The organism is uncultured Collinsella sp. (assembly GCF_959026545.1).
In the GTDB taxonomy this organism is placed as follows: Bacteria; Actinomycetota; Coriobacteriia; order Coriobacteriales; family Coriobacteriaceae; genus Collinsella.
Genome location: NZ_CAUFLV010000018.1, coordinates 1 through 17,953, shown reverse-complemented (window position 1 = coordinate 17,953; position 17,953 = coordinate 1). Strand labels below are relative to the sequence as shown.

Below are 17,953 nucleotides of genomic sequence, written 5' to 3'. Positions count from 1 at the left end.
TGAGACCGACCTCACCCGCTCCCCTATCGCAGCGGGGCCCGCGCAGAACTTGTCCGCGCGGGCCCCGCTCGTGGTCCGTGTCGTCGATCGGCCGCTTAGTTGTAGCTCACCGTCTGCTGGGAGTCCTTGACCACGACGTCGTGGGCGCCGCCCTCGACGATGGAGGTGGCGGAGACGAGGGTGAGACGGGCCTTATCCTGCAGCTCGGGGATGGAAAGCGCACCGCAGTTGCACATGGTGGACTTGACCTTGTACAGCGTGCCGCCCACGCCGTCCTTGAGGGAGCCGGCATAGGGCACGTAGGAGTCGACGCCCTCGACGAAGGAGAGCTTCTGGGCGCCGCCCAGGTCGTAGCGCTGCCAGTTGCGGGCGCGCGCGGAGCCCTCACCCCAGTACTCCTTCATGTACTGGCCGTTGACGTTCACGCGGGAGGTCGGGGACTCGTCGAAGCGGGCGAAGTAGCGGCCGAGCATGAGGAAGTCGGCACCCATGGCGAGCGCCAGGGTCATGTGGTAGTCGTAGACGATGCCGCCGTCGGAGCAAACGGGCACGTAGACGCCGGTCTCCTCGAAGTACTCATCGCGAGCGCGGCAGACGTCGATCAGCGCGGTGGCCTGGCCACGGCCGATGCCCTTGGTCTCGCGGGTGATGCAGATGGAGCCGCCGCCGATACCGACCTTGATGAAGTCGGCGCCGCAATCGGCAAGGAAGCGGAAGCCGTCAGCGTCAACGACGTTACCGGCGCCGACCTTGACGGAGTCGCCGTAGTTGGCGCGAATCCACTCGATGGTGCGCTTTTGCCACTCGGAATAACCCTCGGAGGAGTCGATGCACAGGACATCGGCGCCGGCCTCGACGAGCAGCGGCACACGCTCGGCGTAGTCGCGAGTGTTGATGCCGGCGCCGACCATGTAGCGCTTGTTGGCGTCGAGCAGCTCGTTGGGGTTGGTCTTGTGGGAATCGTAGTCCTTGCGGAACACGATGCCGACGAGATGGTCGTTGTCGTCCACGACGGGCAGGGCGTTGAGCTTCTTGTCCCAGATGAGGTCGTTCGCATCCTTGAGGGTGATGTCCTTGTCGCCCACGATGAGCTCGGCGCGGGGCGTCATGAACTCGGCGACCTTCTTGGAGTGGTCGTCGCGGCTGGGGCGATAATCGCGGCTCGTCACGATGCCGAGCAGCTTGCCGCGAGGCGTGCCGTCGTCGGTGACGGGCATCGTGGAGTGGCCGGTCTTCTCCTTGAGGGCGATGACCTGCTCCATCGTCATGTCGGGGGTGAGGGTGGAGTCGGACTCGACGAAACCCGCCTTGTGGTCCTTGACCGCTTTGACCATGGCGGCCTCGGACTCGGGGGTCTGAGAGCCGTAGATGAAGGAGATGCCGCCCTCGGTGGCAAGGGCGACGCCCATGTCAACGCCGGAAACGGACTGCATGATGGCGGAGACCATCGGGATGTTGAGAGTGATCTCGGGCTCCTCACCGCGCTTGAAGCGCGTCAGAGGGGTCTTGAGGGAAACATTATTGGGAATGCACTCCGAGGATGAGTACCCGGGGACGAGCAGATACTCAGAGAAAGTGTGGGACTCACCAGGGAAAAACGTTGCCATGTCGCTCCTTCGACTCATTGCTACCGGCTGACCAGACGATCCTCACATCGCCCGTGCCTTTGGCGCCCGATATAAGTGGAAGGTATTGTAGCGCAGGGGCGCTGCTACAATGACTGTCGTTGCCAGACTTCAAAGGGTCTGCCCATCTCGGCCCTTCGCAGGCGCGCGAGCGCCGCGTTTATCCGCGAGCCGCTGCAAACAAGCCCGCCCAACACACTTGGAGATTCCATGCCGCTGTCCGCCCATGCCCGACTCACCATCTCCGACGACGCGCGCGACCTCCCCGGCGCGTTCGGGGGCGGTTGCGCGGCGCTGCTCGAAGGGGTGGCGGAGGAGGGCTCGCTCAACCGTGCGGCGAAGCGCATGGGTATGGCCTACTCCAAGGCTTGGCGCATCGTGCGCGAGGCGGAGGGGCATCTGGGCTGCGAGCTCTTGGTGCGCGACGGCGCGCGTGGCTCTCGCCTCACGCCCGAGGGCGAACGCGCACTCCTGGCATATCGGACCCTCCAGAGCGAGATCGATGAGCTCATTTTGATGCGCATGCCCGAGCTGTTTAGGTCCTGACCGGAAATCATCAAAGCATCATCGCGAAATGTTGCAGTGAAATTGGGGGGCGCTGAGATATCACCCTTAATCCACTCATTGAAAGTGCAGGTAGGCAGCGCACCGACATTATACGCAATCAACACGTCCCTGCTTTACTGCAACATTTCTCCAACCTTCGATCCGAATGTGCCGCACACTTGTAATCGCTCCCGCGGTCACGCCCGATCAAAAACGAAATGCCATCACCTGACGATGGAGCTCCTTCCGCTGTTCGCAGAACGCTCGAGTCCGTGGAGCCTCCCGAAATCCGAGGACATCGGCGAACGACAGGCAAATCGTCTCGAAGCTCTCGAAATCGTCCATCTGCTCATACGCCACGTCCAAAACGCGATAGCCCATCGCCTCCAACGCGGCGCGACGGCCAGACTCGAGGGAGAATCCGCGCTCATCTGCGTGGAATGCGACGCCGTTCAGCTCGATGTCGACCTTGAGATCTGGCCACAACTCGTCGCAAGAGCACCAAGACCTGCCCGCCAGCTTCCTGAGCTCGGGCAGGAAACTCACACGCCTGTTCAGGAAGGGCCGAGGCCACGAATCGCCGCCGAGGGACACGGGAGCGAACTGCATGATGGCGAATTTCGCCTCGAGCGGCGACGCGGCGCCGTCGAGCACGAGCCTTGCCGCCTGGAGGGCCTTGCGCGCAACCGGGACTCCCCGCTCGACGCAGCGAGCGAAGTACCCCGTCAACTCATCGGCCGTCGTCAAAGGAGGGCGCGCCCACATATCGGAGCGCCGGCCGGTCGAGGTCGTCGCTTGGCGCCAGGAGTGGGACTCGCCGCCGGCATCGATAAACAAGAGACGTTTACCAGACTCGTCGTAGCAAGCATTGCAGTATGGCCCTGAACCGGCGGCGTAGACGGCACGCCCTCCCCTCTCGAGTTCGCCCTCGGCGTCCCGCAAGGCGTTGAGCACGGCACGGGACTGGGGCGTCTCATGAAACACCGCGAACAAGCCACAGGCTTCCATCATGAGAAGCCCGAGCTCCACCACGCTCCGTCCGCGTGCCAGTTCGAGAAACAGCTGCGGTACGGACGGTACCATCAAACCGCCGCCGAGGGAGATAAGCTCGTCTGGATCCTGGTGTCTGGGAAGTCTGCGCGGAATGACGAGCCCATTCGGACGCATCGAGGACGGCTCCGTCGGACACAGCTCCAGTGGCAGTGGAATTCCCATCAAGTCGCTTTCTGCCCGCAGGCGGACCATGCGCGTCGCATGGCTCTCATTCGGGCAGGGCCTGGTCAAAAGTCGATAAAGCCGTTCGCCCTCCTCCGAGCCGTCGTGGAAGACCGCTGGGTCGACCCGAGCGCGCACCACCTGCAATGGCGTCCGATAATACGAAAGCGCACTCATACCATGCAGTACCGGCATACATTCCCCAATCCCCAAGCACTTAAAGCGCAAAGACCCGCGAGCACCCGATTGAGAAGGCCCGCGGTCGAGATAACGCACGGCAATGAGAAATGTTGCAGTTAATCAGAGGGAGGCTACGGGCAAAAGGCCGGCAGCTCGACATTATCGCAGGTAGTCGATATGCAGGGAAACGCGTGTACCTGAAAGGACGTCCATTCACTGCAACATAACGAAATATGCCGAACCGCACAGAGCCGCAAGCGCTCCCAATAGGAGTCGTATACCCGGTTCGTGAGGTGCGAAACGGAAGAATCGTGCGACGCGGTAAAGGAAAGTGCGCCCCCTCGCTAGTACCCGAGGAAGGCCTTGAGCCCAATAAAAACGAGCACGCCGCCTCCGGCAATCTCCGCACGCGGTCCGAAACGCTCTCCCAGCCTTCGGCCGACAGCCAAAACGAGCAGGCAGCATAGAAGCGTGGTCAAGCCAATCATTCCGAAGTAGAGCACAACATCTTTCCCCTCCGCGGCGAAGCTCACGCCCACCACGAACGCGTCGATCGCCGTAGCGACCGCCTCCAAGCCGATCGTTGCCCAGGTGAGCCTCGTGGCGGGACACGACTCGGGCTCACGCAGCTCGCGCACCGACTCGACAATCATCTTGCCGCCAACAAATACGAGAATGACAAGGGAGACGATGCGGGCATAGCGCTCGATGTATTCGGCAATGAGGGTGCCGCCGAGATACCCCAAGACGGGCATACCCATCTGGAACAGGGCGAACACGATGGGCATGCCGAGCTTTTTCGACATCGGCATGTCGGGTTCGCACAGGCTGTTGGACAGGGTGACCGCCATGGCGTCCATGGCGAGGGCGATGCCGAGGACAGCTGCCTCGATGAGGGATGCAGTGGTGATGGCAGGCATGGGAGACCTCCAAAATACACAGGCGGGTAATCGAGAAACGATGATTGGTAGCACACGTCGATAAAACTTCGCGAATCAGTGAAGCTTTATCGACGTGTGCTACTAAGGGAGCGAGACAAGCAGGCAACCGAGCTCCGCGATAGCAAAGTCGGACTGAATTCAGCCGATCAATCGGCCCGCTTGCGCTTATCTCGCCCGCCCGATTTACGGCTCAGGGGGATTGCAGAACCAGCGCATCGCCTGGTCGAGGTCATCGGCAATCACAAGAGGGTTGTCGAGACCGGCAAATATGCGAACCGCCCGACCATCCGCCCCATCGCGCGCATGGAGGCGGGTGTGACGCCCACCGGCGGGACGGGCTCGCCCGTTGAGTTCGCAACGCTCGATGAACTCCCCCGCCGTAACGCCCCACTGCTCCGGAAGCTCGAAATCGACAGCCGGGCCAAAGCCGTGCATGAGGACCCGAGTGGCCAGATCATGATCGGGATGACACAGCAGGCCCGGATACGCAACCGAGCCGAGTCCCTCGCAACATGAGAGATATTCCGCAAGGGCGCGGGCGTGGTCGAAATGCCGCTGCATGCGCTCGGGTGCCGAATCAAGCCCTTGGGCAATTGCATCCAGATCCGCGGCGGAAAGCCGGTCCCCCGCAACGGGCAGCACCCCTCGTGAGGAAACGGCAACGACCTTGCGGCTCAAGCATCCGGCAGCAATTCGATCGAGCCCCTCGAGCTGCACATCGGCGCCAAGATCAAACGCGTGGCACCCGAAATGAGACGGCACGGTGATGTCCGCGAACAGCCTGCCGCCTGCATCGTGGACATCGGCGGCAACGGAACGAACGTCCGCCACACGCAGCCCCGCACCGCCAATCATGTCAATCAGCACGTCGCCGGAACCCATAACACCAGAGTGAGCGCAGAGGCTCGCAACATGATCGGCATAAACAAAAGCGGCGGCCTTAGCAGAGACCACCCCCGCATACCGAGCCTCGAGCTCCAGCTGGGTCGTCACTGCCAAGACCGCCTTTCGCGACACGCCGTTAAATGAGTGGACAGTATACCCCAAGCCCCACGCTGGTGAGGTCGCGGGAACGATACCTTCGATTCGAAGCACCCTTAATCGGCCAAAACGCATGCGGGCGCCAGGTGAACGCATGCCCACCGGGCGCCCGTAGAGCGAAATCTATGAACCTAACTTCTACGCGCGGGTGTCGATCTCCTCGCGAACCTTGGCGATGAACTCATCGACGCCCATGGGGACCGTCTCGTTGGAGCGGTCGCGCACGGAGATGTTGCCGGCCTCGACCTCCTTCTCGCCCAGGATCAGCATGTAGGGCACGCGGTCGGTGCTGCGGGCCTCGCGGATCTTGTAGCCGATCTTCTCGTCGCGGTTGTCGCACACGGCGCGGATGCCGGCGGCCTCGAGCTTCGCCGTGACCTCGTTCGCGTAGTCGCGGCTCTTCTCGGAGACGGGCAGGACCTTGACCTGCATCGGGGCAAGCCACACGGGGAACTTGCCCGCAAAGTGCTCGATCAAGATGCCGATGAAACGCTCGATGGAGCCGAAGCATACGCGGTGCAGCATGATCGGGCGCTTCTTCTCGCCGTCGGCATCCACGTAGGTGAGGTCGAAGTTCTGCGGCATCTGGAAATCGAGCTGCACGGTGCCGCACTGCCAGGTGCGGCCGAGGGAATCCTCGAGGTGGAAGTCGATCTTGGGTCCGTAGAATGCGCCATCGCCCTCGTTGACCTCGTAGTCCATGTGCAGCTGCTCCAGAGCGGTGCGCAGGCCCTCCTCGGCGCGAGCCCAGTCCTCGTCGGAGCCCATGGAGTCCTCGGGGCGGGTGGAAAGCTCAACGTGGTACTTAAAGCCAAACTTCTGGTACACGGAGTCGATGAGGTTGACCACGCCCACGATCTCGTCGGTCAGCTGGTCGGGACGCACAAACAGGTGGGCGTCGTCCTGGTTAAAGCAGCGCACGCGGAACAGGCCGTGCAGGGCGCCGCGCAGCTCGTGACGGTGCACCAGGCCAATCTCGCCGGCGCGGATGGGCAGCTCGCGGTAGGAGTGCGGCTTGGAGGCGTACACCAGCACGCCGCCCGGGCAGTTCATGGGCTTAATGCAGTACTCTTCGTCGTCGATGACGGTGGAGTACATGTTGTCCTTGTAGTGATCCCAGTGGCCGCTGGTCTTCCACAGCTGCTTGTTCATGATGAGCGGCGTGGAGATCTCCACGTAGCCGGCCTTGTGGTGGATCTCGCGCCAGTAGTCCAGCAGCGTGTTCTTAAGGATCATGCCGTTGGGCAGGAAGAACGGGAAGCCGGGGGCCTCGTCGCGCATCATAAAGAGGTCCATCTCGCGGCCGATCTTGCGGTGGTCGCGCTTCTTGGCCTCCTCCAGCATGGTGAGGTGCGCCTCGAGCTCGTCCTTGGTGGCAAACGCGGTCCCGTTCACACGGGTGAGCATCTTGTTGGAGGCATCGGCCTTCCAATACGCGCCGGAGACGCCGGTGAGCTTGAAGGCCTTGAGCGCCTTGGTGTAGGTGAGGTGCGGGCCGACGCACATGTCGATGTAGTCACCCTGCTGGAAGAAGGTGATCCGAGCGTCTTCGGGCAGGTCGCCGATGTGCTCGACCTTGTACTTCTCGCCGCGCTCCTCCATGAGGGCGATGGCCTCCTCGCGCGGGAGCTCGAACACCTGGAATTTGAGGTTCTCCTTGGTGATCTTCTTCATCTCGGCCTCGATGGCGGGCAAGTCGTCTTCGGAGATGGTCTTGTCGCCGAGGTCGACATCGTAGTAGAAGCCGTTGTCGGTGGCGGGGCCGTAAGCGAAATCCGCCTCTGGATAGAGGCGCAGGATTGCCTGGGCCATGATGTGCGCGGCAGAATGGCGGATGACGTGGAGGGCCTCGTCACCCTCGACCTCGGCCACCGAGCCGTCGTTAAACAGTGCCTTCATATGAATACCTTCCTTATAAGGTGTATTACCTGAGTAACCGTCTAAGTGTACCCGTTTTCACCGAGGTACGCTTGCAAATACAAGCGCACCCGCCATCGATATGCGATGACGGGTGCGAAACGGCGCGCTTCGAGGCGCCCCATGCGTCACATGGGGCGCACATGCGCCTATTGAATGTGAGTTCGACAGTACGGGCAGACCTTCCAGTGGGCCTCGAGCGGACGCTTGCAGGTGGGGCACACGTTGCGAACCTGCGTGTTGCACACGGGGCACACGATGAAGTCCTTCTCGATGGTGGTGCCGCAGTTGGGGCAATTGCCGAAGTGCGCAAGCTGGCGCTCGCGCAGGGCCATCTCGAGCTCCTGCTCCTCGCGATCGGATGCATACATGCCGGGGCGCATCACGATGTAGGCGATGAGGCCGACGAACGGGATGAGGGCCACAAGGCCCCACGCCCAGAACGCCTGGACGCCGCGGCGCTTCGCATCGATGAAGACATACACGACTGAGAGGAGGTACAGGGCGACGACGAAGGCGATGAAGCCATAGACGGCGATCATCAGCTGCGGGGACATGAGCTCCTCGATGTACTTGGACATGCGGACATACCTTTCAGCAGGGTGCGTTGAGACGCAAAGCTGGTCATAATCGTTCTATATTGTATACCCGCAGCGGATATCGCGCACGAATTAGAAGACCGGGTAGCATCCGCGCACGCGAACGGCACAGGACAACCCGGCACTCGAAACGCAACGCCTCGACGATTGCCCGCGCGCAGTGGCACTCCCCTGGGCAGCGTTCATGACGCCCAGCTTAAATCACGCTTAGCTTAAATCTTCGCCGTTGGAGGCGATGACCTTCTTGTACCAGTAGAAGCTGTCCTTGCGGGAGCGGTCGAAGGTGCCCTGGCTGTGGTCGTCGGCATCGACGTACACAAAGCCGTAGCGCTTGCCCATCTCCCCGGTTGAGGCGCTCACCAGGTCGATGCAACCCCACATGGTGTAGCCCATAAGATCGACGCCGTCCTCAATTGCCTGCTCCATGGCGACAATGTGGTCGCGCAGGTAGTCGATGCGGTACTGGTCGTGGATGGCGCCGTCCTCGTCAACGGTGTCGAAGGCGCCCAAGCCGTTCTCGACAACCATGAGCGGGACCTGATACCTGCCGTAAAGCTCTTTGAGCGTATAGCGCAGGCCATCGGGATCGATCTGCCAGCCCCAATCACTCGCCTTGAGATAGGGGTTCTTTGCACCGCCAAGCAAGTTGCCGGCGGACTCCTCAACGTCGGATCCAGTGGCAACCGCATTGCTCATGTAGTAGGAGAAGCTGTAGAAGTCCACGGTGCCACGCTTGAGCTCCTCCAGGTCACCGTCCATCATCTGAAGCTCGACCCCATACTTTTTCCAGATACTCTTGGCAAAGTGCGGATAGGCGCCACGCACCTGCACATCGCCGCAATAATAATTGGCCTCGTCGTTCTTCTCTTGGCAGGCGATGACGTCTTTGGGATTGCAGCTGTAAGGGTAATTGGTCATGAAGGCGATCATGCAGCCGATCTTAAAGGCGGGGTTGATGCTGTGGCCGAGCTGTACCGCCCGGGCGCTCGCCACGAACATATGGTGCAGTGCCTGATACCGCAGCTGTGGATCGTCCACCTGGTTGGCGAAATCGCGCGTGCCCTCGTTGAGGATGCCCAAACCCATGAAATTACCCAACGGCAGCGTGCCGCAGTTGATCTCGTTGAAGGTGAGCCAATATTTTACCTTGTCCTTATACCGCGTGAAAATCGCCTCACAGTAACGGACATACAAGTCGATGAGCTCGCGGGACGCCCAGCCGTTGTACTTCTCGGTAAGGGCGAAGGGAAGCTCATAGTGACTGATGGTCACCAGCGGCTCGATACCCTGCGAGCGGAGCTCATCAAAAACCCGGTCGTAAAACGCCAGGCCCTCCTCGTTGGGCCCCTCTTCCATGCCGGTGGGGAAAATGCGCGTCCAGTTGATGGACATGCGGAACACCTTGAAACCCATCTCCCCCATAAGGGCGATGTCCTCGGCATGGCGATGATAGAAATCGCTGGCCTTGTGGTTGGGGTAAAACAAGCCATCCTCCCATGTACGGGTGATTTGGCGAGGCATGGTGTGAGTGCCGTTGGTCATCATATCGGCGCCGGACGGGCCCTTACCGCCCTCATTCCAGCCGCCTTCATATTGATTAGCAGCGGTGGCGCCACCCCACAGGAATCCCTCGGGAAATGCCATGAACGTCCTCCTTGGAAAAGCCGATATATCGAAATAAGGTGTGGCGGGCGGCGAGCAGCGTCCGTCACCCGCCAGATGGGGGCCTAATCCAGGTCCTCGCCGTTGGAGGCGATGACCTTCTTGCACCAGTAGAAGCTGTCCTTGCGAGAGCGGTCGAACGTGCCGTTGCCCTCGTCATCCACATCGACGTAGATGAAACCGTAGCGCTTCTTCATCTCGCCGGTGCCGGCGGACACGATATCGATGCAGCCCCAGGGGGTGTAGCCCATGAGGTCCACACCATCTAGTTCCACCGCGTCCTTCATGGCCTTGATGTGCTCGCGCAGATAGTCGATGCGGTAATCGTCGTGGATTGAGCCATCGGCCTCAATCGTGTCGTACGTCCCCAGGCCGTTTTCCACGATCATCAGCGGAATCTGATAGCGATCATAGAAGAGGTTGAGCGAGTAACGCAGGCCGTACGGGTCGATGCTCCAACCCCAAGGCGTCTGCTCCACATACGGATTGGTGTAACCGGTGTTCACGCTGCCGCAGTCGATGGCGGCCTGACCGGAGTTTTTGCCGCACACCATCGTGAAGTAGTAGCTGTAGGACAGGAAATCGACCGTACCCGCGCGCAGCGTATCCTTATCGCCCGGTTGCTCTGGCAGCACGATTCCCCTGCGCTCGAACTCCTTGAGCTTGTAGGCCGGGTAGTAGCCGCGGCACATGACGTCGGGATAGAACAGGTTGGTGCGCATGAACTCCTCGTTTGCCTGCACGTCGGCAGGGTCACAAGAGTTGGGGTAGGAGAACATGCCGCCGTACATCATGCCGACCTTGTTCTCCGGGTCGATCTCGTGTGCAAGCTGGACCGCTCGGGCACTGGCCAGGAACTGGTGGTAGGCGGCGGTCATGCGGGCCTGCTCATCGGCATCAACCTGAACGCCGCCGGCCATCCACGGCATCATGGACATGCAGTTGATCTCGTTGAACGTAAGCCAATACTTCACTTTGCCCTTATAGCGGGTGAAGACGGTACGGCAGTAGTTGAGGAAGAACTCGATGCACTCGCGGTTGGTCCAGCTGCCGTACTTCTGCAGGCCGAGCGGGGTCTCGTAGTGCGAGAGCGTGACGAGCGGCTCGATGCCGTGCTTGCGGCACTCGTCGAACACAGCGTCGTAGTGCGCGAGGCCGGCCTCGTTGGGCTCGGCATCATCGCCGTTGGGGAAGATACGCGACCAGTTGATGGACATGCGATAGGTCTTGAAACCCATCTCGCCGAAAAGCGCGATGTCCTCCTTGAAGTGACCGTAATGATCGATGGCGGTATGGCTGGGGTAGTTCTCCCCTGCCACGACGCCGTCGGTGATGCGGCGGGGGGTCTTCGCGTCGCCCGCCGTCATAACGTCGGCGGTGCTGAGCCCCTTGCCGTCGGTGAGGTAGGCCCCTTCGCACTGATTGGCAGCGGTAGCGCCACCCCACATGAAATTCTTTGGGAAAGCCATGGAAATCCTCCGTTCGATAAAGGCGTCCCGCAACGTGCTGGACGCACGGCATCAGCTGGAGCGTCGACGGCATGCCGACGACGCTCCAATTCTTGGCGCCTACAGCCCGCTAGGCTTCGACGGCCTCGGGTTTGTAGAGAATCCACGTGGCGATGAAGGTGACCACGGCACCGGCCACAAGACCCGCAACCATCCACATAACATTGGAGATGCCACCTCCCAGATAAATCGGGAGACCGCCGACAAGTCCAGCGGAACCAGTGAGCGCGTAGGCAGACGCACCGCCAAACGCCGCGACGAGAGCCCCGGCAAAGCTGCCGATCATCGCCCCGTACATCGGGGTCTTATAACGCAAGCTAATACCAAACATTGCAGGCTCGGTAACGCCACCGACAATAGCGGTAATCGCACACGATGCGGCAGTGGACTTGACATCGGTAGACTTAGATCGAAGTGAAACAACAAGCGAAGCAACGCCCTGGTTGATATTCGACACGATATTTGCGGTAAGCAGCACCGACTCGTAGCCAACCGTTGCAAAAGCATCCATGATGTACGGCAGGAACGCGCTGTGCATTCCGGTCATAACGAGCCACGGGAAGAGGCAGGAGAGAACGGCGACGGCAAGAGGACCGGCAACGCCGTAGAGCCACATAACCGCTTGAGACAGATACACACCGATAAACGAGCCAAGTGGAGCAAGTACGCAAAGAGTCAAGGGAACCATTACCAGCAGCGTAAAGAAAGGCTCTGTAATGGAACGAATGGAATCCGGGGAAATACGGGCAAAAAACTTCTCAACCGGGGCCATGACCGCAGTGGCCAGAATCGCAGGCACGATACTGCTGGCATACGACGCCGAATAGATGGGAAGACCCACAATATCAAGAGGCGTGCCCTCGGTGACCGCAGCGACGAACGTGGGGTGTATCAGCATGGCACCGACCATCATACCCAGGCCCATGTTCGCACCGAATTTACGGGCGCCCGTTGCGCCGATAAACACAGGCAGGAAATAGAAGCCGGCGTCACCGACAAACGTAAGGACCGTATGCGTGGGATCGCCTGCGGCGAGAAGACCGAACTGCTCCGCCAGAAGAAGGATGATCTTGATAAACCCGGCACCGATGAGCACGGGAATAAGCGGGGCGATGCAACCGGAGATAGCATCGAAGACCGTGGTGATGGAGAACTTCTTCTTAGGAGCGTCGCCCATGTCCTCCGCCACGGCATCCTGCTTCTGCAAGCCGGTTTTCTCCGCGATGAGGTTGTACGCGTCGCTCACGGACTGGCCGACGATCACCTGGTACTGGTCGCCAACCCACTGGCTGCCCAGCGCACCGGGAAGGGCCTCGATGGCCTCCTTGTTCACCAGGCTCTTGTCCTTGACGTTGAAGCGCAGACGGGTCACGCAATGCGTGAAAAACGTGATGTTGCTCGTTCCACCGAGCTGCTCGACGATGCCGTCGGCGAGCGCGGCGTAGCGTTCTTGCTTGGCCATGTGCGGCCCCTTTCGTTTTGGAAGGCAACGGGACTTCCGGATTACCGGCAAACTTCTCCCCTAGTTGCCCGACCCCTTGATGCAGACTCTGCTCACATGGATCACCAAGTACAGCTTCTCGTCATCCGAAAGCGCGGCGCCCTCCCAGGCGCTCGCGATATGCGCGGCAATGCGGTCGACGCACGCGAACTCCCTCGGGTACTGGCCTTCGATGCCTCGAAAGCCATCGACGCAACTGCTATCGAGCGCTTTGCCCGCATGCAGGCGCTCGAAGAGGTAGCGCATGTGGGTGGCGTAGCGAGAGAACGCGAATGACGTGCGGTCGACGGTGATGCCGAAGGAGTCCTCGATGATCTCGGTCACATCCTCGAGCATCTCGTCGTCCTCACGCTGCCGCGCAATCTCGTCCTCGCTTGCCGACTCCACACGCGCATTGACGAGGTTCATGGCGACGGCCGAGGCCTCGTCGTCGGGAAGCGCCAGCTGCAGCTCGCGACGCAGCCTGCGCACGATATGGCGCGCGATCCGGTATTCCTCCGGAAACGTTTGCTCCACATCGTAGGCGAGCGGCATGCGGATGTGCAGGTTCTTCTTGGTGCGCTGGATGGCGAACGCCAGGTGATCGGCCAGGGTGAAAGCGAGGTTGGGGCTCAGTTGGTAGTCAAGTTCTCCGCGGACGTAGTCTGCCGCCTTGATTGCAAAGGCCATGACATCGACAGGCAGATCGTTGATGGCGGAGAAGAAGCGCTCATCGACGTCGTAGAACGTGCGCTCAACATCGTCGAGGCTGAGCTCGCGCGGCATCGTGCCGAAACCGATGCCCTTGCCCATGGCAAGAAGCTCATGACCCGCACCGTCGAGGCAAACCGCCACGTTGTTGTTGATGCGCTTAATCGCCCTCATGCCGGCACCTCCCCTTTCGCCTTGGTGCATCGGCTCAACTGAAGCCCGTCTCATACGATCGCTAGAAACGAAAAACTCCCCAAAGCATATACGAGAAAGTCGCCGCGATGCGGAGCCAAACTCGGTCATGCCTCAGGGAGTAACATTCCGGGAGTCGATGCAATTGTGAACAGAATCCGGTCATGCCCCTTGCGGGTAACATTCCTATTTGCCATTTTTACACCCATGGCCGAAAGGCGGCGCGAATCAACCCGCCAACGGCAAGATTTGCCCGACAAACGGTCGATTGGCACCGTGTGCGCGTACGGGCGCAAGCCCTGGCGCATCCGAACGAAGGGGCATCCGAGGGACGATTGATCGAACCATCGAAGACATGCGTAGGCTGCAGGGGTGCCAGCTAACGAAATAGGAGCGAGCCGGAACATCCGGCTCGCCTCAAATCCCATGCATCCGACAAGAACTAATCCAGATCCTCACCATTTGAGGCGATGACCTTCTTGTACCAGTAGAAGCTGTCCTTGCGATATCGGTCGAAGGTGCCGTTGCCCTCATCGTCGGCATCAACATAAATGAATCCGTAGCGCTTCTTCATCTCGCCGGTCGAGACGCTCACGAGATCGATGCAGCCCCACGGCGTATAGCCAATGAGGTCCACGCCGTCGTCAACCGCCTTCCTCATCTCTTCGATGTGGCGGCGCAGATAATCGATGCGATACGAGTCGTGGATGGAGCAGTCCTCCTCGACCGCGTCGACCGCACCGAGACCGTTTTCGGTGATCATGACGGGAACACGGTACCGGTCGTACACCTTATTCAAGGTGTACCGCAAACCGACGGGGTCAATGGGCCAATCCCAGTCCGTCAGCTCGAGATACGGGTTGCGGACGCCACCCATGATGTTGCCGCTCGTCTGGTCGGTGAACTCGTCTTCGCGAGTGGTCTGGCAAATGCTCTGATAGTAGGAGAACGTGTAGAAGTCGCATGTTCCGGCCTTGAGGTCGGCGCGCTCCTCATCAGAAAGCTCAAGCTCGATACCGTGACGGCGGAAATACGTCCACGCGTAGTACGGGTACTCGCCACGCAGCATCACATCGGAGCACATGCAGTTGCGGTACAGGTCGTCTGCCTGGACCAACAACTGGTCCTCGGGGCAGCACGTGCGTGGGTATTGCGTGATATGGCAGATCATCGTGCCAAAATGGAAATCGGGGTTGATATCCCTGCCGGCCTTAACTGCCCGAGCAGACGCGATCAGCACGTTGTTGAGCGCATCGATTCTCTCTTGTAGGTAATCGGGCTGTGCAGTGAAATACTCCGTCCCATCGTGATAGATCCCACCCTGGATAAAAGCCCCAAGGGGAAGCAGGAGATTGTTCACCTCATTAAAGGGAAGCCAGTACCTCACTAGATCGCGATAGCGATCGAACACGGTGATGCAGTAGCGAACGTACATATCGATGACGCGCTTATCTCCCCAGCCACCGTAAGAGGTAACGATGTTAAGCGGAAGCTCGTTGTGCGACAGGGTTACCACCGGCTCAATTCCAACTTCACGAAGCTCACTAAACACCCTCTCGTAATGGCGCAGGCCAGCCTCATTTGGCTTGGCGTCGTCCCCATTCGGGAAAATGCGAGCCCATGCGATGGACATGCGATAGCAGGTAAAACCCATTTCCTTGAGGAGTGCGCAATCCTCAGAATAGCGGTGGTACCCGTCGGACGCGAAGTCGTACGGATACACAACGCCCTCTTCTCGCTCAACACCGATGCGACGAGGTTGTTGATGAGATCCCACAGACATGACGTCTGCGACACTCATTCCCTTTCCATCCTCCAGATATGCACCCTCGTACTGATTCGCTGCCGTAGCGCCTCCCCAGAGGAATCCATCTTTAAATTCAGCCATCTCTACTCCTCGTCATCGAAGCGAAGAAGGTGCAGGACGATTACAGCCACGGCCATTGCAGAAAAGACACCGAGTAGATAGAACGGGAACGTCTCCGTCATGGCAAGCGGAAATGTTCCGAAGGGGACAAATCCGAAGGAAAGATACTGGACTTTAAACAGGCCCATGATGAATCCGCCAACACCGCCACCAGCGACAGTTGCAATGAGAGCTTTCTTGAAACGAAGAATCAGACCGAAAAGCACGGGCTCGGTTACGCCGATAAGAGCGGTAACGCCAGTCGAGGAACCGAGAGCCTTGACCTTTTTATTGCGAGCCTTAAAGAAGATATAAAGTGCGCAAGCAGCCATGGCAGCATTAGACGCAGCATTTGCAGGATAAATCACCGGATCGTAACCAAGCGTTGCAAGGTTCTGCGTAATGAGCGGAATCGTTGCCGTCTGCATGCCGGTAGAAAGCACAAACGGATATAGCGCGCCGTATATTCCCGTACCAACCGCGCCAAACGTGTTGTAAAGGAAGAGAACGCCCTCGACCATAAATTGTCCCAAGAATCCGCCAAGCGGAGCAAGTACGGCAAAGCCGACTATCGCAGAAAGGATGAAGCTGATAAACGGAGTGAAAATGATGTCCACCATGTCCGGGATAACGCGCTTGCAGCCCCTCTCAACCCAGGACATGAAATACACGGTGAGAATGGCGGGTACGACACTCGATGAGTAATCCGCGAAAGTAATAGGGATTATCCCAAACAGATCAATCGACTGCCCGGCCATGCCGACAAATGACGGGTGCAGCAGAACAGCACCGAGGGCGGCGGCAACGTACGGGTTGGCCTTGAAGCGACGCCCTGCCGAGTAAGCGATCAGAACGGGCATGAAGTAGAACGCGGTGTTCGCGCACGTGTAAAAGAACGTGTACTCCGGAGACTCAGCACTGATAAAACCGAAGGATGATGCACAATACAGCAATCCCTGGAGCAAACCACAGCACACAACTGCAGGGATAAACGGGACGAAAATGCCGGATACGGTATCCAAGAACAGCTCGAAAATGTGCTTAGGAGAGAAGTCCCTTTTCCCCGTCAAATGCGCGTCGAGATTCTCGTCGATCGCGTCTTCGCGAGAAAGACCCGAGCAATCGCAAATCGCAGCGTAGACCTCCCCCACTTGCTGTCCGATGATGACCTGGAGTTGATCGCCCGACCACTGCGTGCCAATCACGCCAGCAATCTGCTCGATCTCCTCCTTTTTCACCAGTCCCTTATCCTTCACGTTAAAACGCAGGCGCGTGACGCAATGAGTGAAATAACTAATGTTGTCCTTGCCGCCGACGAGACCGACGATCTTGTCGGCAAGCTCGGCGTACTTGTCTTTTGAAGGCATGACGAGCTCCTTCGTTCGAAACCTCGGGTTCACGCCGCATGCGGCGGCGCGCCACGGGCCACCATGGGGCAGCCCGCCGGACCGCCATCTAGCGGTCCGCCCCTTTGATGCAAATCCTGCTTACATGAATCACGAGATAGAGCTTCTCCTCATCGGTGGGCTCCGCTCCCCACGCCTCGCCAATATGAGTGGCGATTTTCTCCACGCATTTCACGCCCTCGGGGAACTGCTCCCCTATCCCCTGGTAACCGTTCAGCCCTTCAGCGGGCAACGCCTTGCCACCATGGATGCGCGCGAACAGATAGTGCAGGTGCGTCGCATAACGCGAAAACGCGAACGAGGTGCGATCCACCGACACACCGAAGTGGTTCTCCACGATCTCAGTGATGTCCTCGAGCATATCCTCGTCTCGCTGCGCCGCCGCAAGCTCCTCCTCCGTCGCTGCTCCCACACGCGCATTCACGAAGCTCATGGCAATCCCAATGGCCTCATCGTCATGCAGCCCGACCTTGAACTCGCGACGGATCCGGCGTACGAGCTGGCGCCCCAGGCGATACTCATCCGGATAATTCTGCTCGACATCGTAGGCCAACGGCATACGCACGCGGATGTGCTGCTCCGCACGTTTGATTGCAAATGCGATGTGGTCCGCCAGGGTGAACGTGAGATTGGGGCTCATCTGGTATGAGAGCTGTCCGCGCGCCCTATCAGCCGCCGCAGCAGCAAAAGCAAGCACGTCCTGCGGAATGTCCTTTACGCCCTCGAGCTGTCGCTCGTCCACACTGTAGTACGTGTGCGAAACACTTGAGAGCTCGATCTCTCGCGGCATCTTGCCATAACCGATGCCCTTGCCCATGGCGATGCACTCGGCGCCGGTGCTGTCTATGCACACTGCGATGTTGTTATTGATGCTGCGAATGGCCCGCATACCAGCCTCCTTCCAATCCTCGGTTGCAATGAGCCGGCATCATTTCTACGTACGCTCAAAATGAAAAACCCTCCGAAGCCATGAACTGCCTCCCATTTCTTGGACTGGAAAATAAAGTCCTCGAGATGGGAGGTT

14 protein-coding genes are annotated in these 17,953 nt (G+C 59.6%); 1 reads left to right on the top strand and 13 read right to left on the bottom strand.

The genetic code is table 11. From position 1 onward, the window contains the following. Positions 1-95 precede the first annotated feature (95 nt). Entirely contained in the window at positions 96-1,607 is a 1,512-nt protein-coding gene (locus Q5Q88_RS07945; protein ID WP_302742802.1) for an IMP dehydrogenase, read from the bottom strand. Positions 1,608-1,835: 228 nt separating this feature from the next. On the opposite strand from Q5Q88_RS07945, the gene Q5Q88_RS07940 reads away from it, so the two are divergent. Next, the gene (locus Q5Q88_RS07940) at positions 1,836-2,171 is read left to right on the top strand and encodes a winged helix-turn-helix domain-containing protein (protein ID WP_118653709.1); all 336 of its coding nucleotides are present in this window, start codon (positions 1,836-1,838) and stop codon (positions 2,169-2,171) included. Between the two features lie 207 nt (positions 2,172-2,378). On the opposite strand, the gene Q5Q88_RS07935 is transcribed toward Q5Q88_RS07940, so the two are convergent. The 12 genes from Q5Q88_RS07935 to Q5Q88_RS07880 form a co-directional block, all read right to left on the bottom strand. Continuing rightward, a complete protein-coding gene (locus Q5Q88_RS07935; protein ID WP_294121927.1) occupies positions 2,379-3,338 on the bottom strand; it encodes a hypothetical protein in 960 nt (319 codons plus the stop codon). 572 nt (positions 3,339-3,910) lie between these two features. Next, positions 3,911-4,486, bottom strand: coding sequence for a manganese efflux pump MntP family protein (locus Q5Q88_RS07930; protein WP_302742799.1), 576 nt, complete (start codon positions 4,484-4,486; stop codon positions 3,911-3,913). Positions 4,487-4,690: 204 nt separating this feature from the next. Continuing rightward, positions 4,691-5,500, bottom strand: coding sequence for a PLP-dependent transferase (locus Q5Q88_RS07925; protein ID WP_118653712.1), 810 nt, complete (start codon positions 5,498-5,500; stop codon positions 4,691-4,693). A 186-nt stretch (positions 5,501-5,686) separates the two neighbouring features. After that, positions 5,687-7,447 (bottom strand): threonine--tRNA ligase, encoded by a 1,761-nt coding sequence (thrS, locus tag Q5Q88_RS07920; protein WP_302742797.1) that lies wholly within the window; start codon positions 7,445-7,447, stop codon positions 5,687-5,689. A gap of 167 nt (positions 7,448-7,614) precedes the next feature. Then, on the bottom strand, positions 7,615-8,046 hold the full coding sequence (locus Q5Q88_RS07915) for a zinc ribbon domain-containing protein (protein WP_302742795.1): 432 nt from the start codon (positions 8,044-8,046) through the stop codon (positions 7,615-7,617). Positions 8,047-8,271: 225 nt separating this feature from the next. Then, entirely contained in the window at positions 8,272-9,708 is a 1,437-nt protein-coding gene (locus Q5Q88_RS07910) for a glycoside hydrolase family 1 protein (protein WP_302742793.1), read from the bottom strand. A gap of 83 nt (positions 9,709-9,791) precedes the next feature. Further along, positions 9,792-11,195: a glycoside hydrolase family 1 protein gene (locus Q5Q88_RS07905; RefSeq protein WP_302742791.1), complete on the bottom strand. Its 1,404-nt coding sequence runs from the start codon at positions 11,193-11,195 to the stop codon at positions 9,792-9,794. 109 nt (positions 11,196-11,304) lie between these two features. Next, positions 11,305-12,696 (bottom strand): PTS transporter subunit EIIC, encoded by a 1,392-nt coding sequence (locus tag Q5Q88_RS07900; protein WP_302742789.1) that lies wholly within the window; start codon positions 12,694-12,696, stop codon positions 11,305-11,307. Positions 12,697-12,756: 60 nt separating this feature from the next. Further along, complete coding sequence (locus tag Q5Q88_RS07895; protein WP_302742787.1) at positions 12,757-13,599, bottom strand: PRD domain-containing protein; 843 nt, start codon at positions 13,597-13,599, stop codon at positions 12,757-12,759. 460 nt (positions 13,600-14,059) lie between these two features. After that, a complete protein-coding gene (locus Q5Q88_RS07890) occupies positions 14,060-15,505 on the bottom strand; it encodes a glycoside hydrolase family 1 protein (protein WP_302742785.1) in 1,446 nt (481 codons plus the stop codon). Between the two features lie 2 nt (positions 15,506-15,507). Then, positions 15,508-16,890 (bottom strand): PTS transporter subunit EIIC, encoded by a 1,383-nt coding sequence (locus tag Q5Q88_RS07885; protein ID WP_302742783.1) that lies wholly within the window; start codon positions 16,888-16,890, stop codon positions 15,508-15,510. A gap of 88 nt (positions 16,891-16,978) precedes the next feature. Further along, positions 16,979-17,818, bottom strand: a complete 840-nt coding sequence (locus tag Q5Q88_RS07880) for a PRD domain-containing protein (protein WP_302742781.1) — start codon at positions 17,816-17,818, stop codon at positions 16,979-16,981. Between the last annotated feature and the right edge of the window lie 135 nt (positions 17,819-17,953).

Coding starts and splice junctions, on each gene's coding strand:
- Q5Q88_RS07945 (WP_302742802.1), bottom strand. CDS start 1,607: ATGGCAACGTTTTTCCCTGGTGAGTCCCACACTTTCTCTGAGTATCTG.
- Q5Q88_RS07940 (WP_118653709.1), top strand. CDS start 1,836: ATGCCGCTGTCCGCCCATGCCCGACTCACCATCTCCGACGACGCGCGC.
- Q5Q88_RS07935 (WP_294121927.1), bottom strand. CDS start 3,338: ATGCGTCCGAATGGGCTCGTCATTCCGCGCAGACTTCCCAGACACCAG.
- Q5Q88_RS07930 (WP_302742799.1), bottom strand. CDS start 4,486: ATGCCTGCCATCACCACTGCATCCCTCATCGAGGCAGCTGTCCTCGGC.
- thrS (WP_302742797.1), bottom strand. CDS start 7,447: ATGAAGGCACTGTTTAACGACGGCTCGGTGGCCGAGGTCGAGGGTGAC.
- Q5Q88_RS07915 (WP_302742795.1), bottom strand. CDS start 8,046: ATGTCCAAGTACATCGAGGAGCTCATGTCCCCGCAGCTGATGATCGCC.
- Q5Q88_RS07910 (WP_302742793.1), bottom strand. CDS start 9,708: ATGGCATTTCCCGAGGGATTCCTGTGGGGTGGCGCCACCGCTGCTAAT.
- Q5Q88_RS07905 (WP_302742791.1), bottom strand. CDS start 11,195: ATGGCTTTCCCAAAGAATTTCATGTGGGGTGGCGCTACCGCTGCCAAT.
- Q5Q88_RS07900 (WP_302742789.1), bottom strand. CDS start 12,696: ATGGCCAAGCAAGAACGCTACGCCGCGCTCGCCGACGGCATCGTCGAG.
- Q5Q88_RS07895 (WP_302742787.1), bottom strand. CDS start 13,599: ATGAGGGCGATTAAGCGCATCAACAACAACGTGGCGGTTTGCCTCGAC.
- Q5Q88_RS07890 (WP_302742785.1), bottom strand. CDS start 15,505: ATGGCTGAATTTAAAGATGGATTCCTCTGGGGAGGCGCTACGGCAGCG.
- Q5Q88_RS07885 (WP_302742783.1), bottom strand. CDS start 16,890: ATGCCTTCAAAAGACAAGTACGCCGAGCTTGCCGACAAGATCGTCGGT.
- Q5Q88_RS07880 (WP_302742781.1), bottom strand. CDS start 17,818: ATGCGGGCCATTCGCAGCATCAATAACAACATCGCAGTGTGCATAGAC.